The organism is Rathayibacter sp. PhB151, from assembly GCF_004366415.1.
Classification (GTDB): domain Bacteria; phylum Actinomycetota; class Actinomycetes; order Actinomycetales; family Microbacteriaceae; genus Rathayibacter; species Rathayibacter festucae.
The window spans coordinates 567,268-588,210 of sequence record NZ_SOEN01000007.1 but is presented as its reverse complement, the minus strand read 5'-3'; the positions used below and the strand labels follow the sequence as shown (position 1 = coordinate 588,210).

The window sequence follows — 20,943 nt, the reverse complement described above, 5'->3', positions numbered from 1 at the left end:
GGCCACCGCCCCCTCGGCTCATGCTGGCCGACCACCCGCGCAACTCATGCTGGCCGACCACCGGCGCAGCGGCCGTTCATGCTGGTCGAGTAGCCGCGCAGCGGCGTATCGAGACCCGCCCCGCCAGCACTCAGCCGCCCCGCCCCCAGCTCGCCTCGATCTCCTCCGCACCCAGTACCCGGTCCGCGAGCAGCACCTGCCAGCTCCAGCTCGCCTCCGCCCCCGCGTCCAGCGTCCACGTCGCGCCGAAGAACGGCGCCGCGCACAGCATCGGCGTCCCGCTCGTCCGCACGAACCACGTCGACGGATCGACGGGACTCCCCTCGTCCGCCCGCAGCGCCACCGTCGCGCTCCCGTCCGCCACCGCGAGCCAGCGCGACGCGACCCCCATCGGCTCCGCGACCGCGCCGTCCGGCCCGCTCACCGCACTCCCCTCGAACGACGGGTCCAGCCGCAGGAACAGCCCGCCGTAGCCCGCGTCCGGCCGCCCCGCCGTGGTCGGCGACCCGAAGACCAGCCGCTCCCCGAGCGCGCGCCAGCGGCTCTCGATCCGCAGCACCGTCACGTCGCCGAGCCGCCGGACGCTCAGCCGCCGCCGCTCGTCGAGGAAGCGCCGCCCGCGCGCATCGAACCACCCGAGGGCGAGGTCCCCCGGGTCCACGCCCTCCGGCCGCTGCGAGCCGTTGTTGTCCACCTGCCGGTAGCCCGTCCCGGTCAGCCAGGTCGGCCCGCCCCACAGGTTCGTGTCGCGCTCGTCCTCGCCGATCGTGATGTTCGACACGGCGAGCGACAGCCCGAGATGCCAGTCGTGGTCCGCGGGCCGCAGATCGCTGACGACGCGCCCGGCGGGCGTCCGCAGCGGATGCAGATACGGCCGCGGCGAGTCCTTCGGCGGCGTGTCCGGATCGACGAGGACGAGGCGTCCGACCCCGTCCGGCAGTTCGACGGAGGTCGGCGAGTCCTGATCCATGCGGCCGACGGTACACGCTTTCCCGGGCTACAGTGCGACGATGCCCCGCACCGGAACCCCGCCCCGATCGCCGCGCCGATGACCGCCGTCCGCTTCGTCTCGATCGGCGACTCCTTCTCGGAGGGCGTCGGCGACGAGCTCCCCGACGGCACCGCCCGCGGCTGGGCCGACCTCACCGCGCAGGGCTGGGCGGATGCGCTCGGCGAGCCGATCGAGTACGCCAACCTCGCCATCCGCGGCCGCCTCATCGACCCGATCGTCGACGAGCAGCTCGAGCCCGCGCTCGCCCTGCGGCCGACGCACCTCTCCTTCAACGGAGGTGGCAACGACATGCTCAGACCGCGCGCCGACATCGAACGCATCGCCGACCGCTACCTCGAGGTCCTCGCCCGCTGCGACGCCGAGGGCGTCGTTCTGATCGCCCTCTCCGCCCCGGACCCGTCCGCGCGGCTGCCGCTAGGCCGCCTGATCAAGCGTCGCGGCGACGCCCTCACCTCGGCCGTCCTGCGCCGCACGCGGCAGCGCCAGGACATCGTCGTCGCCGACAACTGGACCGATCCGGCCTTCGCCGACCCGTCGCTCTGGTCCGAGGACCGCCTGCACCTCGGCCCGCGCGGTCATCACCGCGTCAGCGCCCGCGTGCTCTCCTCCCTCGGCCTCCCCGTCCCGCCCGCCGCCCGAGAGGCGCCCGAGCGGACCGCCGCAGCGAGCGGAGGCTCCGCGCAGTACTACCGCACCCACGTCGCGCCGTGGCTGCGCCGCCGGCTCACCGGGACGTCCTCCGGCGACGGCCGGACGGCCAAGTACCCGGAGCTCGTGCGCATCGCCCCGAGCGCGTAGGCGGGACCGCCGGGGGTCGGCGCCGGCTCAGCGCCAGCCGTACCGCGCCGAGACGACCCGCGCGACCGCGTCGAACCGCGCGCGCTCGAGCGCCGCGCCCTCGCGCCGCATCCCCGCGGGGTGCACGCGGAAGACCCGCTCCGGGTCCGCGAAGCTCGGCCGCCCCTCCGGATCCCAGGGCCCTGCGCCGACCGCGAGGTAGCCGTCGTGCTCCTTCGAGCTCAACCGGATCGCCAGCGCCGTGCCGGCCTTCTCGACCGCGAGGACGAGGACGGGGCGGTCCTTGCCGCGGCCGTCGTCCTCCTCGTAGGGCACCCAGGTCCAGACGACCTCGCCCGGATCGGGATCGCCGTCCGGCGTCGGCGCGTAGCCGAGGTGCACGCCGCGCAGCCGGGTCGGGTCGACCTCGGAGGTCCTGCCGATCCCGTTCGCGCCCGGAGTGGGCGCCGTGGTGCTCAGGTACGGCCGCTGCGCCGGAGCGCCGGCGTCGGCGCGCGGGGCGCTCGCGCGGCCGAGCAGTCGGAGGAGCAGGGACACGACGGAGCGTGAGGAGGGCACGCGACGACCCTAGCCCGGAAACGGAAGGAGCCGGCTCCGAAGAGCCGGCTCCACCGGGGTGTCGCGCCGAGCGCGACGGGGCGTGCGAGGACTAGTCCGCGAGGACGTAGCCCGCCTCGCCGTGGATGGCGGTGTCGATGCCGGCGATCTCGTCCTCGTTCTTCACGCGGAAGCCGATCGTCTTCTGGATGACCCAGCCGATCGCGTAGGTGAGGACGAAGGAGTAGATCAGGACGGTGAAGGCCGCGAGGGCCTGCTTGCCGAGCTGGCTGGCGTCGCCGGTGAGGAAGAGGCCGACATCGGTGCCGAAGAAGCCGATGTAGAGCGTTCCGATCAGACCGCCGACGAGGTGCACGCCGACCACGTCGAGCGAGTCGTCGTAGCCGAGCTTGTACTTGAGGTCGATCGCCAGGGCGCAGACGGCACCGGTGATCAGGCCGAGCACGATCGCCCAGAAGGGCGAGAGCACGGCGCAGGCCGGGGTGATCGCGACGAGACCCGCGACGGCACCGGAGGCGGCGCCGATCGAGGTGGGCTTGCCGTCCTTGATCTTCTCGATGATCAGCCAGCCGATGATGGCGGCGGCCGGTGCGGCGATGGTGTTGAGGAAGGCGATCGCGGCGATGCCGTCGGCGGCGAGCTCGGAGCCGGCGTTGAAGCCGAACCAGCCGAACCAGAGGAGGCCGGCGCCGAGGAGCACGAACGGCGGGTTGTGCGGCTGGTGCGCGCCCTTGGTGAAGTTCACGCGCTTGCCGAGGACCAGGGCGAGGGCGAGGGCCGCCGCACCGGCGTTGATGTGCACCGCGGTGCCGCCGGCGAAGTCGATCGCACCGACGTTGTAGGCGATCCAGCCGCCGTCCGAGGTGGCGCCGGTCTCGGGGTCGAGGGCGAAGTTGAAGACCCAGGAGGCGACCGGGAAGTAGACGATGGTCGCCCAGACGCCGGCGAAGACCATCCACGCGCCGAACTTGGCGCGGTCGGCGATGGCACCCGAGATGAGCGCGACGGTGATGATCGCGAAGGTGGCCTGGAAGGCCGCGAAGGCGAGCGTCGGGTACGCGGACTCGATGTCACCGCGGGCCTCGGCGTAGGCACCGGCGAGGCCGAGCTGGCTGAGGTCGATGCCGAGGACGCCGTCGATGCCGACGAAGTCGCCCACGCCGGCGTTGGAGAAGGTGATCGCGTAGCCGTAGAGCACCCACAGCACGCCGATCAGGCCCATCGCGCCGAAGCTCAGCATCATCATGCTGATGACGCTCTTCGCTCGGACCAGACCGCCGTAGAAGAAGGCGAGCCCGGGGGTCATGAGCAGGACCAGCGCCGCCGCCAGGAGCAGGAACGCGGTATTGCCTTGATCCATTGTTGAACCTCTCGTGAGTAAGCAGAGTCGTGCAGGAGTCGTGAGTGAGGGCAGTGCAGAGCCCGATGCGGGCCGGCAGTCGCTGCACGACCCCGAAGACACGGCGTCTCGGAGGACGCGGGGTGTCGGGTCACCTCGGGTAGCCGACAGTCTGGCCGCGCGACGTTACGACCCGTGCGGCACGAGGTTTCGCGGATGTTACGAGCGCGGCTCCCGTGTGAACAGTGCGTTACAGCGCGCCGCGGATCCCCCGCGCACGAGCCGGGGAGATGCCGCGGAGGACCGACGCCGCGCGCCGTCGCGTCGTCGGGCGCCGGTCCGCCGTCTGGAGCCGGTCCGTCGTCAGGAGCCGGTCCGTCGTCAGGAGCCGGTCCGTCGTCAGGAGAACGGCCGCATCGAGGTCAGCGCGATCAGGCGCGACATCGAGCGGAGGTACTTCTTGCGGTAGCCGCCGCTGAGCATGTCGCCGCCGAAGACCTCGTCGAGCGCGACGCCGGAGGCGAGGACCGGGATCTGCGCGTCGTAGACGCGGTCGATGAAGGCGACGAGGCGCAGCGCGTCCGTCTGGTCGGTCAGCGTGGCGACGTCGCGGAGCACGATGGCGTCGACCCCGTCGATCACCTTGATGTAGCGCGAGGGGTGCACGGAGCCGAGGTGGTCGACCGCGGCGCGGAAGGAGTCGTCGGTGACGACGGCACCGGAGGGGGCCGTTGCGACGAGCTCGTCGATCGCGCTGTCCGAACGGGTGACCGCGTGGCCCTCGATGTCGCGGCGGCGATAGTCGGTGCCGTCGATCCGCATCGTCTGGAAGTGCTCGGCCATCGCGTGGATCTCGCGGAGGAAGTCCGCGGCGGCGAAGCGCCCCTCGCCCAGCGCGTTCGGCGGGGTGTTCGAGGTCGCCGCGATGCGGGTGCCGGAGGCGACCAGCTCGCCCAGCAGCCGGGTCATCAGCATCGTGTCGCCCGGGTCGTCCAGCTCGAACTCGTCGATGCAGAGCAGCGCCGAGCCCTTGAGCAGGGACACGGTCGCCGCGTAGCCGAGGGCGCCGACCAGGGCGGTGTACTCGATGAAGGTGCCGAAGTAGGTGCGGCCCGGCACCGCGTGCCAGATCGCCGCGAGCAGGTGGGTCTTGCCGACGCCGAAGCCGCCGTCGAGGTAGACGCCCGGCTTCACGGCCGGCGCTTTCTTGCGGCCGAAGCCGAGGAACCCGCCGCCGCCGCCCTTCGAGCCGCCACCGGCCGCGAACGCCCGCAGCGCCTCGACGGCCTCCGCCTGCGAGGGGTACTCCGGGTCCGGCCGGTAGCTCTCGAAGGTCGCGCCCTCGAACTGCCGCGGCGGCACCAGGGTCGAGGCGATCTCGTGGCCGCTGATCTGCGGCGAGCGCGCGGTCAGGCTGCTCGTCGAACGGACGTCGTCGGGGGTCACGCGGTCTCGCATCCAGGGTCGCAGTACTGTGTCGAGCCGCACGGCGGCGGACGCCGGCGGCACTGTGTCGAACTCTTACGGGGCCGTCCGTGCACCCGCGCACGAGGGCGCGTACTGTCGCTGAGGGCGGTCTCCAGCGTAGCCCGCCCGCACCGCCGCCCATCCGAGAACCACGTCTGCGCCCCGCGCACCATCCTGGAGGTCCCCCTTGCCCGTTGAACTCGATCCGTCGCCGAAGTTCGCCGCCTACGCGCACCCCGAACGGCTCGTCAGCGGCGAGTGGCTCGAGCAGCGCCTCGGCACCCCCGGCCTCGTGGTCGTGGAGTCCGACGAGGACGTCCTGCTCTACGAGACCGGCCACATCCCCGGCTCGGTCAAGATCGACTGGCACACCGACCTCAACGACCCGGTGCAGCGCGACTACATCGACGGCGCCGCCTTCGCCGCGCTCGTCGGCGCCAAGGGCATCGCCCGCGACAGCACCGTCGTCATCTACGGCGACAAGAACAACTGGTGGGCCGCCTACGCCCTCTGGGTCTTCACCCTCTTCGGCCACGAGGACGTCCGCCTGCTCGACGGCGGCCGCGACAAGTGGATCGCCGACGGCCGGCCGACCACCACCGACGCCTCGAGCCCGGCCACGGCCGAGTACCCGGCGGTCGAGCGCCACGACGGCGACATCCGCGCCTTCAAGGAGGACGTGCTCGCCCACTTCGGCAACCCGCTGATCGACGTCCGCTCGCCCGAGGAGTTCTCCGGCGCCCGCACGACCGCGCCGGCCTACCCGGAGGAGGGCGCCCTGCGCGCCGGCCACATCCCCAGCGCGCAGAACGTGCCGTGGGGCAAGGCCGCGGCGGAGGACGGCACCTTCCGCTCCCTCGACGAGCTGAACGGCATCTACCGCGACGGCGCGGGCCTCGCCGACGGCGACACCGTCATCGCCTACTGCCGGATCGGCGAGCGCTCCTCGCACACCTGGTTCGTGCTCACCCACCTCCTCGGCTTCGAGGGCGTCAAGAACTACGACGGCTCCTGGACCGAGTGGGGCAGCGCCGTCCGCGTCCCGATCGTCCAGGGCGCCGAGCCCGGCGAGGCCCCCGCGCCCCGCTGACCGGCCCGCTCCGACCGTGACCCGAGGGCCCCGTGCACACCTGTGCCGGGGCCCTCGGCGTCCTGCCCCGTCGTCCCCGCGTAGGGAAGAATGGAAGCGATGACCACCGACACCCCCGCCACCGACCTGCTCGGCCCCGCGCTCCGCGAGATCCGCGACGAGTTCCTCGCCCTCGAGAAGCCGGAGCGCCTCCAGCTCCTCCTCGAGTTCTCGAACGACCTCCCCGAGCTGCCCGAGCGCTACCGCGATCACCCCGACCTGTTCGAGCGGGTCGAGGAGTGCCAGTCGCCGGTCTTCATCGTCGTCGAGTTCGACGGCGACGTGATCCACCTGCACGCGACCGCGCCGCGCGAGGCGCCGACCACCCGCGGCTTCGCCTCGATCCTCGCCCAGGGCCTGGACGGTCTGACGCCCGAGCAGGTGCTCGCCGTTCCCGACGACTTCCCGCAGACCATCGGCCTGTCCGAGGCGGTCTCGCCGCTCCGGCTGCGCGGGATGAGCGCGCTGCTGGGTCGCACCAAGCGCCAGATCCGCGCCCACCTGGCCGCCTGAGCCCCGCGCGAGAGCCCGGCACCGTGATCCTGCAGCCGCTCGTCCCCGCCGGCGAGCCGATCCGCCTCGGTGACGACGGCGCCCGAGCGGCGATCGAGGCGGCCTACCTCCCCGGCGCCGGTGTCCGCGTGCGGCTCAACATGATCGCGAGCGTCAACGGCTCGAGCATCGGCTCCGACGGCACCAGCGAGACGCTGACCAACCGCGTCGACCGCACGATCCTCGGGGTCATCCGCGCGCAGGCCGACGTCGTCCTCGTCGGCGCCGCGAGCGTCCGCGCGGAGGGCTACCGCGTGCCCCACCGCGCGCCGCTCGCCATCGTCTCCTCCTCCGGCGACCTGGCCGGCCACCGCCTCGAGGTGCAGGAGGGCGCCCGCGTGCTCCTGCTGCTGCCGGAGGGGCGGGAGGCTCCGGGCGACCTCCCCCGCGGCGTCGAGGTCGTCCCGGTGCCCGCGACCGGCGGGCGGATGAGCGTCGACGCGATCCTCGCGGCCCTGCGCGCCCTCGGACTCGAGCGCGTGGTCTGCGAGGGCGGCGCCTCGCTCTCGGGCCAGTTCCTCGCCTCCGGCCGCGTCGACGAGCTCTGCCTGACCACCGCGCCCCGCGTGGTGCTGCCGGGCCTCCCCGTCGCATCGATGGGCCAGCGGGTCGACGACACCTACTCCCTGACGTCGCTCGCCGCGGACGACGCCGGCTTCACCTACGCGCGCTGGACCCGGACCGGCTGAGCGCCCGCTCCGCCAGCCAGCGCTCGACCGACGACTCCCAGAGCTCCGGGTCGTCGTTCCAGAGCCGGGTGTGCCCCGCCCCGTGGAAGAGCACGAGCTCGACCAGATCGGGCCGCGCCGCCGCCAGGGCCTCGGACGGTCCGCTCGGCACGAAGTCGTCGTCGACGCTGTGCAGCAGCAGGACCGGCACGGTCAGCTCGGCGGCCCGCTCGACCAGGTCCATCGCCGCCAGCGGGACGTGACTGCTCTGGCCGGTCAGCGCGGCCGACCACGGCCGCTGCATCGCCGTGAGCGCGAGCGCCGCGATCGGCGCCGGGATCCGGTTCAGCCGGGCCTGCTTCCGCAGGGTCACCCGCCAGTCGATCACCGGCGAGTCGAGCACCAGCCCCACGATCAGCCCGCGGCGGCTCGAGCGCAGCGCGGTCTGCAGGACGATCGCGCCGCCCATCGACCAGCCGACGAGCACGACCCGGCGCGCGCCGCGCCGCTCGGCGAACCGGATCGCGGCGTCGACGTCGCGCCACTCCGTCTCCCCCAGCGCGTAGCGCCGGTCCGGGCTCTCCGGAGCGTCGCCGTCGTTGCGGTACGAGACCACCAGCGAGGTGAGCCCCGCCCGGTGGAACGCGGCGATCCCGCGCAGCGTCTCCTCGCGGGTCGTCGCGCGGCCGTGCACGTGGATCGCCCAGACGCCGCCGTCCTCCTCGGCCGGGAAGAGCCAGGCCGGAGCGGCGCCGAACTGCGTCGGCACCTCCTCCGCCGTGAAGGGCAGCCCGGTCTCGCGCGGCGAGAGCAGCAGCCACCCGTTCAGCCGGCCGCGGGCGCCGGGCCGCAGCGTCCCGCGATCGACGGCGCCGAGCTCCCGCACGACCCGGCCGCGCCCGGTCGCGAGCAGCCGCCCGATCCGCGCGTGCCCGCGCCCGTGGTCGAACCAGAGGCTGAAGCCGCCGCGGACCGCCGTGTCGACCGAGGCCGACAGCTCGATCTCGTGCACGTCCGGCCGCACGGCGAGGACCCGGACGTCCTGCGCACGCCGGGAGGGCGGAGTGACCACCCCGCGGAGGAAGGCCGTCCCGAGCGCGGCCCCGCCGAGGGCCGTCAGAGCGGCGAGGGCGGGGGCCGCGAGGACCGCAGCGAGGACGACACCGGTGTGCGCGCTCTCCGCGGCGTGCCTGCGGGCTTCGAGCATGCGGGAACTCTAGTCTGCGACCGTGCCCGAATTCCCAGCGCCGTCCCAGCTCCCGGAGGAGTTCCGCGCCGCGGTCGACTCCCTGCGCCGGGCGACGACCCGCTCCGAGCTCACCGTCTCCGAGATCGCGTCGCCGGCCGGACTCGCGCCGTACGCCGTCGCCCTCTCCGGCGACGTCTCGCCGCGCGCCCACGGCCGCGACTCCGAGCTGGGCACCGGGCGGTTCATCCTGCTCTACGACCCCGAGGAGCCGGAGCAGTGGGGCGGCCCGTTCCGGGTCGTCTGCTTCGCCCAGGCCCCGCTCGAGATCGAGATCGGCACCGATCCCTTCCTCGCCGAGGTCGCCTGGTCCTGGCTGATGGACGCCCTCGAGGTCCGCGGCGCCTTCTACACCGCCGCCTCCGGCACCGCGACCAAGGTCCTCTCCACCGGATTCGGCGAGCTCGCCGCCCAGGGAGACGGCGCGCAGATCGAGATCCGGGCCTCCTGGAGCCCCGAGGATGCGCAGCTCGCTCCCCACGTGGAAGGCTGGGGGGAGCTGTTGTGCATGCTCGCGGGCCTCCCGCCCGTATCGGGCGACGGTGTGACCTCGCTCGCCTTCCGACGGAACAACCGTGACTGATTACCGTGTCCTCTCCACCCCCGACGAGTTCCTCGCCGCGGTCGACGCCCTCGCCGCCGGCGAGGGTCCCGTCGCCGTCGACGCCGAGCGCGCCTCCGGCTTCACCTACTCGCAGCGCGCGTACCTGATCCAGGTCTACCGCCGCGGCGCCGGAGCGTTCCTCTTCGACCCGCCCGCGATCGGCCGGATGGACGCCCTCCAGGCCGTGATCGGCGAGGAGGAGTGGATCCTGCACGCCGCCAGCCAGGACCTCGCCTGCCTGCGCGAGGTCGGCCTCGACCCGGTGCGCATCTTCGACACCGAGCTCGCCGCCCGCCTGCTCGGCCTGCCCAAGGTCGGTCTCGGCGCCGTCGTCGAGGACCTGCTCGGCATCCACCTCGCCAAGGAGCACTCGGCCGCCGACTGGTCGACCCGCCCCCTCCCGCAGAGCTGGCTGGTCTATGCCGCGAAGGACGTCGAGCTGCTGCCCGACCTGCGCGACCGGATGGCCGAGATGCTCGTCGAGGCCCGCAAGACCCGGATCGCCCGCGAGGAGTTCGAGGCGACCCTGGCCCGGCAGCCCAAGCCGGTCCCGGCCGAGCCCTGGCGCCGCCTCTCCGGCATGCACGCCCTGCGCGGACCCCGCGCCCTCGCCATCGCCCGCGAGCTCTGGCTGACCCGCGACGCCTTCGCCCGCGAGCGCGACATCGCGCCCGGCCGGCTGATCCCCGACTCCTCGATCATCGCCGTCGCTCGCAACGTCCCCACGAGCCTCGGCCAGCTCTCCGGCCGCCGCGACTTCACCGGCCGCGCCAGCCGCGGCGAGGTCGAGCGCTGGTGGGCCGCGATCGAGCGCGGCCAGAGCACCGAGGACCTGCCCGGCCCCGTCCGTCCCGCCGCCGACACCCTGCCGCCGCCGCGCGCCTGGGGCGACCGCAACCCGGCCGCCGACGCGAGGCTGAAGGCCGCGCGCGCCGTCGTCGGCGAGATCGCCGAGCTGCTCTCGCTCCCGGTCGAGAACCTGCTCACGCCCGAGCTGGTCCGCCGCCTCGCCTGGAACCCGCCGGAGCCGCTCGACCGGGACTCCGTCGCCGCCGAGCTGGAGCGCGCCGGCGCCCGCTCCTGGCAGATCGACGCGACCGCCGGCTCGCTCGCCACCGCGTTTGTGGAAGCCGGGCAAGCACCCGTCGAGGGCACGGAACCCGCTTCGTAGGAAGAAGCAAAGGATTCCGGCGCCCGTCGCCGCCTTCCTACGATCGGAAGGACGTCCGGTTTCCAAGAGGGCGTCCCGTTTTCAGGAGGCACTGTGGCCGAGAGATCCGAAGTCGTGTTCGTCGACGGAGTCCGTACTCCGTTCGGGCGAGCCGGTGAGAAGGGCATGTACTGGCAGACCCGGGCCGACGACCTCGTCGTCAAGGCCATGATCGGGCTGCTGGAGCGCAACACCGCCCTGCCCAAGGAGCGCGTGGACGAGGTCGCCATCGCCGCGACCACCCAGCAGGGCGACCAGGGCCTGACCCTCGGCCGCACCGCCGCGCTCCTCGCGGGCCTGCCGCGCTCGGTCCCCGGCTACGCGATCGACCGGATGTGCGCGGGAGCGATGACCTCGGTCACCACGACCGCCGGCGGCATCGCCTTCGGTGCCTACGACGTCGTGATCGCCGGCGGCGTCGAGCACATGGGCCGCCACCCGATGGGCTTCAACGCCGACCCCAACCCGCGCTTCCTCTCCGAGCGCCTGGTCGGCGAGGAGGCCCTCAACATGGGCAAGACCGCGGAGAAGATCCACGACCGCTTCCCGCAGCTCACCAAGAGCCGCTCCGACCACTACGCCCTGCGCAGCCAGCAGAAGCTGGCCGAGGCCTACCGGAACGGCGACATCCAGCCCGATCTCGTCCCGGTCGCCACCCGCAGCGCCGCCGGCTGGGGTCTCGCCACCGCCGACGAGGCGCCCCGCCCAGAGACCACGCTCGAGGGCCTGGCGACCCTGCGCACCCCGTTCCGCCCGCACGGCCGCGTGACCGCCGGCAACTCCTCCGGTCTGAACGACGGCGCCGCCGTCTCGCTGCTCGCCAGCGCCGACGCCGCGAAGGAGCTGGGCCTCCCCGAGAAGATGCGGCTCGTCAGCTTCGCCTTCGCCGGCGTCGAGCCCGAGATCATGGGCATCGGTCCGGTCCCCTCGACCGAGAAGGCGCTGAAGAAGGCCGGGCTCGGCATCGAGGACATCGGCCTCTTCGAGCTCAACGAGGCGTTCGCCGTGCAGGTGCTCTCCTTCCTCGACCACTTCGGCATCGACGACGACGATCCGCGGGTCAACGAGTACGGCGGCGCGATCGCGATCGGCCACCCACTCGCCTCCTCCGGCGTCCGGCTGATGATCCAGCTCGCCCGCCAGTTCGAGGCGCACCCCGAGGTCCGCTACGGCCTGACCGCGATGTGCGTCGGTCTCGGCCAGGGCGGCTCGGTCATCTGGGAGAACCCGCACTTCGACGGCAAGCGCGCACGACGGAAGGGACGCTGACCCATGCTCGAAGGATTCGAGGACCTGGTCGAACTCGCCGAGGGCGAGGTCGTCACCCACTCCTACGTCCGCGACGTCCCGCTCCCGAGCGGCCGCGTCCTGGCGCTGATCACGCTCGACAACGACCGCGACCACACCCGGCCGAGCACCTTCGGCCCCGCCGGGCTGTTCGAGCTGGCCGACGTGCTGCTCGCCCAGCAGGCGCGCGCGAAGGCCGGCGAGATCCAGGCGGTCGGAGTGACGGGCAAGCCGTTCATCCTCGCCGCCGGCGCCGACCTCAGCAAGGTCGGCAGCATCCCGAGTCACGAGACCGGCCGCCAGCTCGCTCGCCTGGGCCACAGGACCCTCGGCCTGCTCTCCGAGCTCGGCGTCCCCTCGTTCGTCTTCATCAACGGGCTCGCGCTCGGCGGCGGCACCGAGATCGCGCTGAACGCCGACTACCGCACCGTCGACGCCTCGATCCCCGCGCTCGGGCTGCCCGAGGTCTTCCTCGGCATCATCCCCGGCTGGGGCGGCGCCTGGCTGCTGCCGAACCTGATCGGCATCGAGAACGCCCTCAAGGTGATCGTCGAGAACCCGCTGAAGAACAACCGGACCCTCAAGGGCCAGGACGTCTTCGATCTCGGCATCGCCGACGCGATCTTCCCCTCCGCGAGCTTCCTCGAGAACTCGCTGGTCTGGGCAGACGGCGTCCTCGGCGGGACCGTCGAGGTGAAGCGGCCGAACGTCCCCGGGAAGATCGAGCGCCTGGTCAAGTGGGACGCCGCGATCGCGATCGCCCGCAAGCAGCTCGAGTCCAAGATCGGCACCGTCGCCGCGTCGCCCTACCGCGCGCTCGACCTGCTGAAGGCCGCCAAGACCAGCACCCGCGAGGAGGGCTTCGCCGCCGAGGACGAGGCGCTGGCCGACCTCGTCTCCGGGGATCAGTTCCGCGCGAGCATCTACGCCTTCGACCTGGTGCAGAAGCGGGCGAAGCGCCCCGCCGGCGCCCCGGACAAGAGCCTCGCCAAGCCGGTCACCAAGGTCGGCGTCATCGGCGCGGGCCTCATGGCCACGCAGTTCGCGCTGCTCTTCGTCCGCCGCCTCCAGGTCCCGGTCGTCATCACCGACCTCGACCAGGAGCGCGTCGACCGCGGCGTCGCGAGCATCGTCGGCGAGATCGACACCCTGCTCGCCAAGGGCCGCCTCTCGCCGGACGACGCGAACCGCCTCCGCGGTCTCGTCACCGGCACCACCGACCGCGCCGACTTCGCCGACGCCGACTGGGTGATCGAGGCCGTCTTCGAGGAGCTCTCCGTCAAGCAGGAGGTCTTCGCCGACATCGAGCGCTACGTCTCCCCCACCGCTGTCCTCGCGACCAACACCTCCTCGCTCTCGGTCGAGCGGATCGGCGAGCGGCTGCAGCACCCGGAGCGCCTGGTCGGCTTCCACTTCTTCAACCCGGTCGCGGTGATGCCGCTGATCGAGGTCGTGAACACGCCGCAGACCGACGACGAGACGCTGTCGACGGCGATGGTCACGGCCGCGAAGCTGAAGAAGAACGCGGTCATCACCCGCGACACCCCCGGCTTCGTGGTCAACCGCGTGCTGGCCAAGGTCCTCGGCGAGGCGATGCACGCCGTCGACACCGGCACCCCGTTCGAGGTCGTCGAGGCGTCGCTCGAGCCGTTCGGCCTGCCGATGACGCCGTTCGAGCTGCTCGAGCTCGTCGGCCTCAAGGTCGGTGCGCACGTGCTCGACACCCACCACGCCGCCTTCCCGGACCGCTTCTACGACAGCGCCAACCTGCACCGCCTGGCGGAGCTCGGGCACGTCTTCGAGCGCGACGCCAAGGGCCGGGTGAAGGGCGTGGACAAGCGCGCCGTCGCCATCGTCAAGGGCGGCTCGGACCCGATGACGGCCGAGGAGCTGCGGCTGCGCGTCGAGACCGGCCTCGCCGACGAGGTGAAGCGGATGCTGGACGACGACGTGGTGCACGCCGCGGAGGACATCGACCTCTGCCTCATCCTCGGCGCCGGCTATCCGTTCCAGATGGGCGGCCTGACGCCCTACCTCGACCGCGTCGGCGCGAGCGAGCGCGCCTTCGGCGGCACGTTCCACGACCCGGCCATCCGCGGGGTCCAGTAGCCGCAGGGACGGCGAGAACGCAGGAGGGCGCCCACCGGTCCGGTGGGCGCCCTCTCCCGTGCGTGGTGCGCGGTCAGTCCTTGCGCGCGTCGTCGTGCGCCGCGACCTCTTCGGGCAGCGGGCGCGCGACCGGGATCTTGCTGCCGAGCACCTGGGCGACGACGTCGCGGGCGATGTGCTGCGGAGTCAGTCCGACGTCCTCGAGGATCTCCTCGCGCTTGGCGTGGTCGAGGAACTGGTCCGGCAGCCCCAGCTCGGTGACGGCCGTGTCGACGCCGGCCTCGCGGAGGTCCTGGCGGATCCGGGTGCCGATGCCGCCGACGCGGACGCCGTCCTCGATCGAGATCACGAGGCGGTGCTCGGCCGCGAGGTCGATGACGCTGCGCGGGACCGGCACGACCCAGCGCGGGTCGACGACGGTGGCGCCGATGCCCTGCGCGGCGAGCCGCTGCGCGACGTCGAGGCCCATCGCCGCCATCGGGCCGACGGTGACGATCAGCACGTCCTGCCGCTCCGAGCGCAGCAGCACGTCCACACCGTCGTCGAGGCGCTCGAGCGCGTCGATCTCGTCGCCGACGTTGCCCTTGGAGAAGCGCACGACCGTGGGAGCGTCCTTCACGCCGACGGCCTCGCGCAGCTCCTCGCGCAGCCGGACGGAGTCGCGGGGCGCGGCGAGGCGGATGTTCGGGACGACCTGGAGGATCGCGAGGTCCCACATGCCGTGGTGGCTCGGGCCGTCGGGGCCGGTGACCCCGGCGCGGTCGAGCACGAAGGTGACGCCGGCGCGGTGCAGCGCCACGTCCATCAGGACCTGGTCGAAGGCGCGGTTCACGAAGGTCGCGTAGAGCGCGACGACCGGGTGCAGACCGCCGAAGGCGAGGCCGGCGGCCGAGGTCACGGCGTGCTGCTCGGCGATCCCGACGTCGAACACGCGGTCCGGGTACTTCTCGGCGAGGCGATCGAGGCCGACCGGGCGGAGCATCGCGGCGGTGATGCCGACGATCGTCGGGTCCTCGTCCGCGAGGGTGACGATCTCCTCCGCGAAGACCGAGGTCCAGGAGCGGGCACCGCTCGCGCTGAGCGGCTCGCCGGTCTCCGGGTCGATCTGGCCGACCGCGTGGAACTGGTCGGCGAGGTCCTGGACGGCGGGCTCGAAGCCCTTGCCCTTCTGCGTGATCGCGTGCACGATCACCGGCGTGCCGTAGTCCTTGGCCTGCTGGAGCGCCTCCTCCATCGCGGTGAGGTCGTGTCCGTCGATCGGGCCGAGGTACTTGATGTCGAGGTTGGAGTACAGCGCCTCGTTGTTGATGAAGCGGCTGAGGAAGCCGTGCAGGCCGCCGCGCACACCGCGGTAGACCGCGGCCGCGGGGCCGCCCAGGCGCTCGGAGACGGCGCGGGAGCCGCGGTGCAGCGTCCGATAGGTGCGCCGGGTGCGGACGCCGTTGAGGAAGCGTGCCATGCCGCCGATGGTCGGGGCGTAGGAGCGGCCGTTGTCGTTGACGACGATGACGAGCCCGCGGGAGTTGTCGTCGCTGATGTTGTTCAGCGCCTCCCAGGTCATCCCGCCGGTGAGCGCGCCGTCGCCGACGACGGCGACCACGTGGCGGTCCGTCTGGCCGGTCATCGTGAAGGCGCGGGAGATGCCGTCCGCCCAGGAGAGCGAGCTCGACGCGTGCGAGCTCTCGACGATGTCGTGCGGCGACTCGGAGCGCTGCGGGTAGCCGGCGAGACCGCCGCGCTGGCGGAGGCCGGAGAAGTCCTGGCGACCCGTCAGCAGCTTGTGCACGTAGGACTGGTGCCCCGTGTCGAAGATGATCGCGTCGTGCGGCGAGTCGAAGACCCGGTGGATCGCGATGGTCGTCTCGACGACGCCGAGGTTCGGGCCGAGGTGGCCGCCGGTCTTGGACACCTCGCGCACGAGGAAGTCGCGGATCTCCAGCGCCAGCGTCTCGAGCTCGGTCCGGGTCAGGCGGTCGAGGTCGCGCGGTCCGGAGATGGTCTCGAGAACAGCCATTCGCGCCGCCTTTCCGGGGGATGTCTGAGGGGTGTGGACGTCTCCCGAGTCTACGCACGGGGTCCGGTGGAACAGGTGCGCGCCTCCCCGGCTTGCAGGGAGGCGCGCAGATCTGCTCGGAATCAGACCAGGGAGCGCAGCACGTACTGCAGGATCCCGCCGTTGCGGTAGTAGTCCGCCTCACCGGGGGTGTCGATGCGGACGACCGCGTCGAACTCGATCGGCTGCTTGCCCTCGGGCGAGTCGGACGTCGGCGAGGCGACGACGTGCACCGTCTTCGGGGTCACGCCCTCGTTCAGCGCCTCGATGCCCGAGATGCTGATCGACTCGGTGCCGTCGAGCCCGAGCGAGGCCCAGGTCTCGCCCTGCGGGAACTGCAGCGGGACGACGCCCATGCCGATCAGGTTCGAGCGGTGGATCCGCTCGAAGCTCTCGACGATGACCGCCTTGACGCCCAGGAGGCTGGTGCCCTTGGCCGCCCAGTCGCGCGACGACCCGGAGCCGTACTCCTTGCCGCCGAGGATCACCAGCGGGGTGCCCTGCGCCTGGTAGTTCTGCGACGCGTCGTAGATGAACGACTGCGGGCCGCCCTCCTGCGTGAAGTCGCGGGTGTAGCCGCCCTCCACGTTGTCCAGGAGCTGGTTGCGCAGGCGGATGTTCGCGAACGTGCCGCGGATCATCACCTCGTGGTTGCCGCGGCGCGAGCCGTAGGAGTTGTAGTCCTTGCGGTCCACGCTGTGCTCGGCGAGGTACTGGCCGGCCGGGCTGTCCGCCTTGATCGAGCCGGCGGGGCTGATGTGGTCGGTGGTGACCGAGTCGCCCAGCTTGGCGAGCACCCGGGCGTCGGCGATGTCGGTGACCGGGGTCGTCTCCATCGTCATGCCGTCGAAGTACGGGGGCTTCCGCACGTAGGTGGAGTCCTCGTCCCACTCGAAGATCGAGCCCTCGGGGGTCTGCAGCGAGCGCCAGCGCTCGTCGCCGTCGAACACGCCGGCGTACTGCGTGTCGAACATCGACTTGTCGATCGAGGAGTCGATCGTCGCCTGGACCTCGGCCGCGTCGGGCCAGATGTCCTTGAGGAAGACGTCGTTGCCCTCGGTGTCGGTGCCGAGCGCGTCGACCTCGAAGTCGAAGTTCATCGAGCCGGCGAGCGCGTAGGCGATGACCAGCGGCGGGCTCGCCAGGTAGTTCATCTTCACGTCGGGGTTGATGCGGCCCTCGAAGTTGCGGTTGCCCGAGAGGACGGCCGTGACGGCGAGGTCGTTCTCCTGCACGGCGGTCGAGATCTCCTCGAGCAGCGGGCCGGAGTTGCCGATGCAGGTGGTGCAGCCGTAGCCGACCGTGAAGAAGCCGAGGGCCTCGAGCGACTCGGTGAGCCCGGCCTTCTCGTAGTAGTCGGTGACGACCTTCGAGCCCGGCGCCAGCGTGGTCTTGACCCACGGCTTGGCCTTGAGGCCCTTCTGAGCGGCGTTGCGGGCCAGCAGGCCGGCCGCGAGCATCACCGAGGGGTTCGACGTGTTGGTGCAGGAGGTGATCGCCGCGATCGCGACGGCGCCGTGGTCGATGGTGAAGCTCTCGTGGCCCTCGCCCAGCTCGACGGTGGTCGGCTTGGACGCGGTGGTCGGCGCGTGCGAGCGGTGGGTGTGCGAGTGCGAGCTGTACTCGTCCTGCGGCTGGAGCTCGCCCGGGTCCGACGCGGGGAACGACTCGGCGAGGGTGAGGTCGACGATGTCGTGGGTGACGTCGGTGTAGTTGTTGAGGTCCGACTCGAACTGCGTCTTCGCCGAGGTGAGCTCGATGCGGTCCTGCGGGCGCTTCGGCCCGGCGATCGAGGGGACGACCGTGCTGAGGTCCAGCTCGAGGTACTCGCTGAAGACCGGCTCGACCGCGGGGTCGTGCCAGAGCTTCTGCAGCTTGGAGTACTGCTCGACCAGGGCGATCTGCTCGTCGCTGCGGCCGGTGAGGCGCAGGTAGTCGAGGGTCACGTCGTCGATGGGGAACATCGCGGCGGTGGAGCCGAACTCGGGGCTCATGTTGCCGATGGTCGCGCGGTTGGCGAGCGGCACCTGGGCGACGCCGGCGCCGTAGAACTCGACGAACTTGCCGACGACGCCGTGCTTGCGCAGCATCTCGGTGATCGTGAGGACGACGTCGGTGGCGGTCACGCCGGCCGGGATCGCCCCGGCGAGCTTGAAGCCGACGACCTTGGGGATGAGCATCGAGACGGGCTGGCCGAGCATGGCCGCCTCGGCCTCGATGCCGCCGACGCCCCAGCCGAGCACGCCGAGGCCGTTCACCATGGTGGTGTGCGAGTCGGTGCCGACGCAGGTGTCGGGGTAGGCGCGGAGGACGCCGCCGACCTCGCGGGTCATGGTGACGCGCGCCAGGTACTCGATGTTGACCTGGTGGACGATGCCCGTTCCGGGCGGGACGACCTTGAAGTCGTCGAACGCGGTCTGGCCCCAGCGGAGGAACTGGTAGCGCTCGCCGTTCCGCTCGTACTCGAGCTCGACGTTGCGCTCGAGGGCGTCGGGGGTGCCGAAGAGGTCCGCGATGACCGAGTGGTCGATGACCATCTCGGCGGGCGCGAGCGGGTTGATCCGGTTCGCATCTCCACCGAGGGCCGCGACGGCCTCGCGCATGGTGGCGAGGTCGACGATGCAGGGCACACCGGTGAAGTCCTGCATCACGACGCGCGCGGGCGTGAACTGGATCTCGGTGTCGGGCTCCGACTCCGGGACCCACTCGCCCAGGGCGCGGATGTGGTCGGCCGTGATGTTGGCGCCGTCCTCCGTGCGGAGCAGGTTCTCGAGCAGCACCTTGAGGCTGAACGGGAGCTTCTCGTGACCGGGGACCCGGTCGATGCGGAACACCTCGTAGTCGGTCGAGCCGACCTTCAGGTTGTCTTTCGATCCAAAGCTGTCTACCGCGGACACGTCGCCCTCTCCTTCGCTGACGTGGGCTCCGCCGACGGGCGCACCCACATATCCGTCTCCATCTTGGCGACCGCGCACAGCGCCCCGCCACCAAGGAGGACCTAACTATTTATCTTGACGTCGAGACAACTCTACGCGCGTTCGGCGGGCGGAGCCGCGTCGTCCCGCTCCGCCGCGCCGCGGTACTCCGCGCGCACGGCCAGGACGGTGAGCACCAGCAGCGGTGCGTAGAGGGGCAGGCCGAGCACGAGCTTCCAGGTGCCCAGCGCCGTCGCGTCGCCGGCGAGGAAGAGCGGGTACTGCACCGCGAGCCGGACGAAGAACAGCGCCGCCCAGGCGAGCGTCAGCAGCGAGAACAGCCGGCGCTTCCGGCGGTCGTCCCGCCAGGCCGTGCCGTCGCCCATCAGGTAGCCGGCCGCGACGCCGATCAGGGGCCAGCGCGCGAGCACCGACACCAGGAAGACGAGGCCGTAGACGAGGTTGGTGATCAGGCCGGGCACGAAGTTGTCGACCGCGCGGCCGGTGATCAGCGCGAGGGCGGCAGAGATCACGACGCCGAGCAGACCGCCGACCGCCTGGATGACCGGGGTGCGCCCGAGGATCCGCGCGACGGTGAACAGCACGGCCATCCCGACGGAGGCGACGAGCGAGAGCACCAGCTCGCCGGTGATCGTGAAGAGGAGGACGAAGGCGACCCCGGGCACGACGGCCTCGAGGATCCCGCGGACGCCGCCCATCGAGCCGAGCAGTGCGCGGCCGTCGAACGGCTCGCCGTCGGCGACCACGCCGAGTCCGGAGCGGCGGGCGGCCTTCGCGATCGCGTCGCCGACCTCCGGCTGGACAGCACGCTCGGGCCGCTCGGGCTGATCGGCGCGCTCGGGCTGCTGGTCGCCCTCGGCGCCCATCCCGCTCAGCTCGCGCTCTGCTGGGTCTGGCCGCTGTCCGGCATCTTGAGCGGGATGAGGTCGCGCGGGGGCATCGGGCCGGAGCCGCGCACCACGACGACACTGCGGAAGAGGTCCTCGACGGCGGCCGCGGCCTGCTCGTCGGTGGCCCCCGCGCCGGCGATCACGCCGCGGAGGAACCAGCGCGGACCGTCGACGCCGACGAAGCGCGCGACGCGCACGCCGCCGCCGGCCAGCGGGAGCTGCGCGACGATCTCCGGGCCGAAGACGCCCTCGCGCTCCTCGGTGCTGCCGCCCTGGCGGCCGATCTGCTCCGCGATCTGCCCGCGGATCTCGTGCCAGAGGCCCGAGGAGCGCGGCGCCGCGAACGGCTGCACCTGGAGGGTGGACCCGGCGTAGTCGAGGCCGACGGCGATGACGCGCTTGGTCGCCTCCTCGACCTCGAGGCGGATGTGCATGCCCTCGCGGGGCAGCACCTTCACCCCGCCGAGGTCGATGTAGGGGCGGACCGGGTTGGCCTCGCGCTCGTCGAGCGGGCCGGCCTCGGCGCGGTCGGCGGGCGCGGACTTCTCGAAGTCCTGCGCGGCGGTCTCGACGGCCGCGTCCTCGGTGCCGGCGGGCTGGATGTCGCTCATGCGTTCTCCTCGTTGGTGCGGGCGTCTGCTGGTGCTGCGGTGGCGTAGCCGGTCGAGCCGAAGCCGCCGGTGCCGCGGACGGAGTCCGGCAGCTCCTCGACGGCGGTGAAGCGGGCCCGGACGACGGGCAGGATGACGAGCTGTGCGATCCGGTCGCCCGCGGCGATCCGGTACGGCTCGCGCGCGTCGGTGTTCAGGAGCGCCACGCGGATCTCGCCGCGGTAGCCGGCGTCGATGGTGCCAGGCGCGTTCACGATCGTGAGGCCGTGCTTGAAGGCCAGCCCGCTGCGCGGCACGACGAAGCCGACGTGACCGTCGGGCAGGGCGATCGAGACTCCGGTGCCGACGCTCGCCCGCTCGCCGGGAGCGAGCACGAGCTCCTCCGTGGAGCGCAGATCGGCTCCGGCGTCACCGGGGTGGGCGTAGAACGGGACCTCGTCCGCGCGGATCGGGACGTCGACGGTTTCGTTCACG

General features: G+C 72.3%; 18 protein-coding genes. 8 read left to right on the top strand and 10 right to left on the bottom strand.

All coding sequences use genetic code 11. The features are described 5' to 3' along the window. Positions 1-130: 130 nt before the first annotated feature. The gene (locus EDF35_RS10215) at positions 131-970 is read right to left on the bottom strand and encodes a DUF6807 family protein (RefSeq protein WP_133962241.1); all 840 of its coding nucleotides are present in this window, start codon (positions 968-970) and stop codon (positions 131-133) included. A 78-nt stretch (positions 971-1,048) separates the two neighbouring features. Here EDF35_RS10215 and EDF35_RS10210 point away from each other — a divergent pair, with 78 nt between their 5' ends. Next, positions 1,049-1,810 (top strand): SGNH/GDSL hydrolase family protein, encoded by a 762-nt coding sequence (locus tag EDF35_RS10210; protein ID WP_133962240.1) that lies wholly within the window; start codon positions 1,049-1,051, stop codon positions 1,808-1,810. Between the two features lie 27 nt (positions 1,811-1,837). Here the strand turns inward: EDF35_RS10210 and EDF35_RS10205 are convergent, their stop codons facing one another. The 3 genes from EDF35_RS10205 to zapE all read right to left on the bottom strand — a co-directional run bounded on the left by EDF35_RS10205 (position 1,838) and on the right by zapE (position 5,153). Continuing rightward, a complete protein-coding gene (locus EDF35_RS10205) occupies positions 1,838-2,368 on the bottom strand; it encodes a type II toxin-antitoxin system PemK/MazF family toxin (RefSeq protein ID WP_166649619.1) in 531 nt (176 codons plus the stop codon). A gap of 91 nt (positions 2,369-2,459) precedes the next feature. Next, a complete protein-coding gene (locus tag EDF35_RS10200; RefSeq protein WP_123445871.1) occupies positions 2,460-3,728 on the bottom strand; it encodes an ammonium transporter in 1,269 nt (422 codons plus the stop codon). Positions 3,729-4,106: 378 nt separating this feature from the next. Next, on the bottom strand, positions 4,107-5,153 hold the full coding sequence (zapE, locus tag EDF35_RS10190; protein WP_243839917.1) for a cell division protein ZapE: 1,047 nt from the start codon (positions 5,151-5,153) through the stop codon (positions 4,107-4,109). Positions 5,154-5,361: 208 nt separating this feature from the next. Between zapE and EDF35_RS10185 the strand changes: the two genes are divergently transcribed. The 3 genes from EDF35_RS10185 (at position 5,362) to EDF35_RS10175 (ending at position 7,544) form a co-directional block, all read left to right on the top strand. Next, a complete protein-coding gene (locus EDF35_RS10185; protein ID WP_123703598.1) occupies positions 5,362-6,264 on the top strand; it encodes a sulfurtransferase in 903 nt (300 codons plus the stop codon). Between the two features lie 99 nt (positions 6,265-6,363). Further along, the gene (locus EDF35_RS10180) at positions 6,364-6,816 is read left to right on the top strand and encodes a SufE family protein (protein WP_123445868.1); all 453 of its coding nucleotides are present in this window, start codon (positions 6,364-6,366) and stop codon (positions 6,814-6,816) included. 23 nt (positions 6,817-6,839) lie between these two features. After that, positions 6,840-7,544, top strand: a complete 705-nt coding sequence (locus EDF35_RS10175) for a dihydrofolate reductase family protein (RefSeq protein ID WP_133962238.1) — start codon at positions 6,840-6,842, stop codon at positions 7,542-7,544. Here EDF35_RS10175 and EDF35_RS10170 read toward each other — a convergent pair. Beyond that, positions 7,513-8,730 (bottom strand): alpha/beta fold hydrolase, encoded by a 1,218-nt coding sequence (locus tag EDF35_RS10170; RefSeq protein WP_133962237.1) that lies wholly within the window; start codon positions 8,728-8,730, stop codon positions 7,513-7,515. The two genes, EDF35_RS10175 and EDF35_RS10170, sit on opposite strands and share 32 nt — an antisense overlap. Before the next feature lie 22 nt (positions 8,731-8,752). Here EDF35_RS10170 and EDF35_RS10165 point away from each other — a divergent pair, with 22 nt between their 5' ends. From EDF35_RS10165 to EDF35_RS10150, 4 genes are all read left to right on the top strand, one after another. Further along, positions 8,753-9,352, top strand: a complete 600-nt coding sequence (locus tag EDF35_RS10165) for a DUF3000 domain-containing protein (protein WP_123445865.1) — start codon at positions 8,753-8,755, stop codon at positions 9,350-9,352. Beyond that, positions 9,345-10,544: a ribonuclease D gene (locus EDF35_RS10160; protein WP_133962236.1), complete on the top strand. Its 1,200-nt coding sequence runs from the start codon at positions 9,345-9,347 to the stop codon at positions 10,542-10,544. Before EDF35_RS10165 ends, EDF35_RS10160 begins: the two co-directional genes overlap by 8 nt. Before the next feature lie 93 nt (positions 10,545-10,637). Beyond that, complete coding sequence (locus EDF35_RS10155) at positions 10,638-11,852, top strand: thiolase family protein (RefSeq protein ID WP_123732303.1); 1,215 nt, start codon at positions 10,638-10,640, stop codon at positions 11,850-11,852. A 3-nt stretch (positions 11,853-11,855) separates the two neighbouring features. Then, positions 11,856-13,979: a 3-hydroxyacyl-CoA dehydrogenase NAD-binding domain-containing protein gene (locus EDF35_RS10150; protein WP_133962235.1), complete on the top strand. Its 2,124-nt coding sequence runs from the start codon at positions 11,856-11,858 to the stop codon at positions 13,977-13,979. Positions 13,980-14,052: 73 nt separating this feature from the next. Here EDF35_RS10150 and dxs read toward each other — a convergent pair whose 3' ends face one another. From dxs to dut, 5 genes are all read right to left on the bottom strand, one after another. Beyond that, positions 14,053-15,993, bottom strand: coding sequence for a 1-deoxy-D-xylulose-5-phosphate synthase (gene dxs / locus EDF35_RS10145; protein ID WP_123703583.1), 1,941 nt, complete (start codon positions 15,991-15,993; stop codon positions 14,053-14,055). A gap of 122 nt (positions 15,994-16,115) precedes the next feature. Next, on the bottom strand, positions 16,116-18,929 hold the full coding sequence (gene acnA, locus EDF35_RS10140) for an aconitate hydratase AcnA (RefSeq protein WP_133962234.1): 2,814 nt from the start codon (positions 18,927-18,929) through the stop codon (positions 16,116-16,118). A 131-nt stretch (positions 18,930-19,060) separates the two neighbouring features. After that, positions 19,061-19,834: a DUF3159 domain-containing protein gene (locus EDF35_RS10135; protein ID WP_133962233.1), complete on the bottom strand. Its 774-nt coding sequence runs from the start codon at positions 19,832-19,834 to the stop codon at positions 19,061-19,063. Between the two features lie 5 nt (positions 19,835-19,839). Further along, a complete protein-coding gene (locus tag EDF35_RS10130) occupies positions 19,840-20,469 on the bottom strand; it encodes a DUF3710 domain-containing protein (RefSeq protein ID WP_123445858.1) in 630 nt (209 codons plus the stop codon). Continuing rightward, a complete protein-coding gene (gene dut, locus EDF35_RS10125) occupies positions 20,466-20,942 on the bottom strand; it encodes a dUTP diphosphatase (RefSeq protein WP_123445857.1) in 477 nt (158 codons plus the stop codon). Before dut ends, EDF35_RS10130 begins: the two co-directional genes overlap by 4 nt. Position 20,943 lies beyond the last annotated feature (1 nt).